The 3,616-nt window shown below is 55.6% G+C and carries 2 protein-coding genes and 1 pseudogene; all 3 read right to left on the bottom strand.

The window, feature by feature from the left end:
* The coding region (locus SMC5_RS07780; protein WP_165849029.1) for a MarR family winged helix-turn-helix transcriptional regulator at positions 1-411 on the bottom strand (411 nt) is incomplete at its 3' end.
* A 157-nt stretch (positions 412-568) separates the two neighbouring features.
* Positions 569-2,740 carry a DUF4424 family protein gene (locus SMC5_RS07775; RefSeq protein WP_119120256.1) on the bottom strand — a complete coding sequence of 724 codons (2,172 nt, stop codon included), beginning with the start codon at positions 2,738-2,740 and terminating at the stop codon, positions 569-571.
* A 66-nt stretch (positions 2,741-2,806) separates the two neighbouring features.
* Positions 2,807-3,616: pseudogene (locus tag SMC5_RS07770) on the bottom strand (hypothetical protein); the annotation flags it as partial.

Below are 3,616 nucleotides of genomic sequence, written 5' to 3'. Positions count from 1 at the left end.
TTCTTCCGAGAACCCCTTGAAGGTGCCTGTGTCGACATGCTGAAAGGCTCGAATGCAGTCGTCGACGACGTGCAACCCCTTGTCGGTGATGGCAAGGTGGTTACGCCGCAGGTCAACTGGGTCAGTTGACTTGCTGATGAGCCCCGCCTTCTCCATGCGCCTGATCGAAACGGCAACGGTCGCAGGACTGACGCCTAACGCCTCCGAGAATCCTTTCTGGTCACACTCGGCGGCGACCTCATGATTTCGCAGCATGAACAGGATCATTGGTTGTCCGACCTTGCTCAGGCCCCGGCTATCCATTTCTTTCTTCAGGCAGCGCCGGTGCATCTTGTTCACCGCACGAAAAAACAGTTCCAGGTCGTCTGCGGAATAGCTCAGTACTTCTTCTTGTTTATGTTTAGCTTTCATAAGCTGCTTTACCTCACTATTTTCATGTCGGCTAATCATTAGCCGACATACTAATACAGAATAGTATAGAGCGACTTCACCTATGTCAAAGAGGTTTGCTCCACCCAGTTCTCACATTCCGACGACAAAGGTGAGTACTAGAGGCCGCTTTCGGAACTCATGTGAGGAAGTGGCGAGATGTCAGGAGCATTCCAAGCACCAGCCCTGCAACCAGTCCTGCGATGCCGGCAAGGACGACCCAGAGGGTACCGCGGGTTTCGACGGCGCGCTCAGTGGGCACAGTCTTTGCGACAGTCCCGTCTGCAGTGTAGGTGACCATTGTCACGGACGGGTTTTTGCCACGAGTCTGTTCGACCAGATCGAGGTTGTGCTGCAGTGTCTTGTCGATCTCAGAGTCCATGGACCAGGGGAGCGTGCCGTACGAGGCAACGATCTTCTTTAGCTCTGCCTCAGCTTTGTCACAGAGAGCATTGGACATCGGGACGCTGGAGTCCAAGGTGACGGTAACGCCTCGGCCAGCGTCGAAGCTGATCTTCGGGGCAATCGCCTGCAACCACGTGCAGCTGCTGGACTGCATCGAAGAGTCGATCATGGCATCGCCTGGATAGTCAAACTCCATGCCACTGTATGCTTTGGTAAACATCAGATTGGTGGCACTCGTGTCCGCTGCCGTCGTAACGATCTTCTGGCATTCTTCGGCATTTCTGACTTCTACAAGAGTCATGATAGACAGGTAGTCATCGGGATTCGTATCGGAGAATCCACTCTCGATCAAGCCGTTGTTGGAATAGTATTGGACCAGTCCCGTTTTGTTGTCGATTGCCGGCATCGTTTTCCAGTCCGGTTGAGACGACACTGTGAAACCTTTGACAATCTGTGCCTCCGATGACGGCAGCGTCTGATGCAGGATGATGCGCACGCGCCAGGCGGGGCCTCCGACGATCGTATCTATCTTCTGTTGCTGGATCTCGACGTGCGGGACAATGGACACACCAACCAGCAGGCGGGGATTGTTCCAGGAGCTGATAAACCCCAGGACTGCCTCCAGCACTTCCTGGTATGCATCGCTCTCCTGGATTCCTTCCTGCTTGGCGTATGCTTGCGACTGATCCAGTTCGTGGATAGCACTCAAGCTGTACCCACCTGACATGGACTCGCCGGCCATGTTGACCGTCAGCCACGGCAGCAGGCGCGCCTCCTCCGGTGACAGCTTCGTGACTGACATGCCTGCATCGAGTAGTTCCCGATACAGGTCGTGCGCTCGTATCGATGGACTGGTTCTCCACCTGTCGACGCCGTTCAGGAAATCGCCCGTGACTCTGTAGTAGGAGAACCGGGCATCGTATGCCGCCCTGAGAACGCGTGCCTCTGCGCTTCCGTGCGTGCAGTGGTTGAGCGCAGTGATCAGCGTCCGCTGGACATAGTCTGCATATGCGCTGGTCTGAAGGCCTCGTACGAATGCCTGCGGGGTCGACGAGACTGCGCCCTCGGACTCCGACACTGCAGCGTACCGCCCGACGACGCTGTCCGGCAGCAGTGCCATCGCATACCGATACCAGTCTGCCCCTGAGCCGGTCCGTTCTGCAGTTTCCTTGAGTGGGCGCACGCTTCGACAGAACACCGGCGACATGCTCTCGATCTCGATGTCCTGCAGCGGCTCATAGTTGGTGAGGTGCCACAGGATGTGGTTGCCTTGGGTATGGTATCCCGCGGGCTGCACCGAGAGGAGGTCCGGGAAGGCGGCCGGGCGGCCGAAGTTGACGTCGATGGTCAGGTCACCAATGGGTCCCTTCCACAGCCGCCCTGTTTGCAGGACATAGAGGAAGTAGCCAGCTCGGGGAAGGATCCTGTAGGTGACGTCGACAACCCGCGTTTGCCCGGTCGCAAACGATACCTCATAGGCACTCCACATGTCGTAGGTCAGCTCGCTGCCGGCAGTGACCTTCTGTCCCTCCAGCATGTGGGCTATGATGGCAGTGCCGTCCACGGTGACGGTGAACTCCGGGCCGAACATGCCAAATCCGCTGAGTTCTTCCCGCCCGAGGGGAAACCCCATCTTCTGTGTCACGGCCTTTCCCTCGTTCCTGAACCAGAAGCGGGCGCGCACGTTGACGTAGTCTGACTGGTGATCGGGTATCGGCGTGATCTGATTCGTGTAGTCGATGGTCAGCACTTCGCGTGTCATCCGGATATCGTTGCTGGTGGTCGGCACCAGGACGCCCGCCGAGAAGTAGACGGGGCCACTGTCAGCCATCGCAGCTGCCGGCAACCCCGTGCACAAGAACGCTGCGATAATGAGTGCCGATAAGACAAACCTGTTCTTTCTCATGCTTCCCTCCAACCTAAAATACAGCAAAGCTCTATGGACCCGGAGCGACTATNNGCCACATTGCCTCTACTGCACAAAACGGAACTTCTTGACGCACCAAATGCCGGTCGGGCCGGTACGGACAGGCTGAATCAGCACAAGCTGGATCGTGCGCCCGTCCTGAAGGCTCACGGTCACGTTGCGCTGCCCATTCGGCTGCTTCTCATCCTGCACATTGCTCACAGTGCTCCCTGGAATAGCAAGTTCATGCACCAAGAAGTCAAAGGCCACGAGTTGCGGTTTAAGGAGTTCTGGCAGATGCCCATTATCAACTTCTTCTTGAAGTGCAGGCATCTTATCTGAATCGATAGGCTTCGTTACCAGTACAGAACTTTCCGAGTCAAATCCGTTATCCCCGGCAGTCTGTTCGAACGCAAGCGGGCTCGAGATGTAGACATACGGGTAGTCCTGCCAAGGATTCTGGAGGATTCCGAACACGTCATACGACTGTCCCACAACAATCTGAGGATATGTGATGCCACCATACGCAATGGTACCGTCTGGAAGCTGCTCCGCCTTGGTTAAGAGCGGTCGACAGAGATAGAGAATCACCGTGTTATGTTCCGGATTCTGCCCAACGATATTCGTAAACGAAGTGATTTCTCCCAAAATTGTCCTAGTGTTCTGGACGGAGGTTACCTTCACGGTAGCCGAAAAATCTGCAGTGAACACGCCCGTCCCTCCCGCCAGGACGTAGTCAGGGACATTCTTCGTATATATAGTTGCCCCTTTCTTGATTTGTGTAGCCATGTCATCACCGACAGGAAGGTCAATTGAGGACTTCCCATTAGGCGGAAACAAGAAATATGTGCCAGCATAGATGACAAGAAACAATAC

It is taken from the genome of Candidatus Cryosericum odellii (genome assembly GCF_003570935.1).
Lineage (GTDB): Bacteria > Caldisericota > Caldisericia > Cryosericales > Cryosericaceae > Cryosericum > Cryosericum odellii.
This window is presented reverse-complemented; position numbering and strand designations above follow the sequence as displayed.